Source organism: Dellaglioa sp. CoH-57-MRSF-21 (genome assembly GCF_056781915.1).
Genome location: NZ_JBXAXU010000045.1, coordinates 1 through 542, shown reverse-complemented (window position 1 = coordinate 542; position 542 = coordinate 1). Strand labels below are relative to the sequence as shown.

The window sequence follows — 542 nt, the reverse complement described above, 5'->3', positions numbered from 1 at the left end:
ATATAACCTATCGGTTAAAGAGAAGGTGGTACGCGGATATCAGACATTCAGTGGTATAGACGTTGGTAATACACATGCCAACTATGAGCAGGCCCTGTATCAGAATCTTCGGTACGCAAACCTATACTCGCTGGACGTAGAATTTTTGGTTCAGAGTCCTACACAGTTCCAACCGCTCGATACTATGTCCTTCATAGTTGATCAGGAGTACAGCCTTACTGATAAGGCGTACGCAGGCACATATGCAGTAGTTGGGCGTGCCATTTACATAACCGGTGGCACCTATGCCGAAAAGATATTGGGCACCCGTGTTGGTACCGATAGTCAGTATACGCAGGGTTAATCATGGGATTCAAGACACAGAATGCTAGCGTGGCGGCCACCGAAAACTACGGTAATTCGTACTACTTGGGAACGGTCACCGCCAATAATGACACCACTGGGATGAGCCGTGTACAGGCTAAAGTTCCGGGTCTATACGAAACTGATCAGGGTGAAGTTCCGTGGATCGGAAACATGAAGGACAGTCCGTTCGGGTTCGG

At 48.3% G+C, this 542-nt stretch carries 2 protein-coding genes; both read left to right on the top strand.

Going from position 1 to position 542, the window contains the following annotated elements:
* Positions 1 to 343: hypothetical protein (locus tag AC1RPQ_RS07830; RefSeq protein WP_481762238.1), on the top strand; the 343-nt coding region annotated here is incomplete at its 5' end.
* A 2-nt stretch (positions 344 to 345) separates the two neighbouring features.
* Positions 346 to 542: hypothetical protein (locus AC1RPQ_RS07825; RefSeq protein WP_481762237.1), on the top strand; the 197-nt coding region annotated here is incomplete at its 3' end.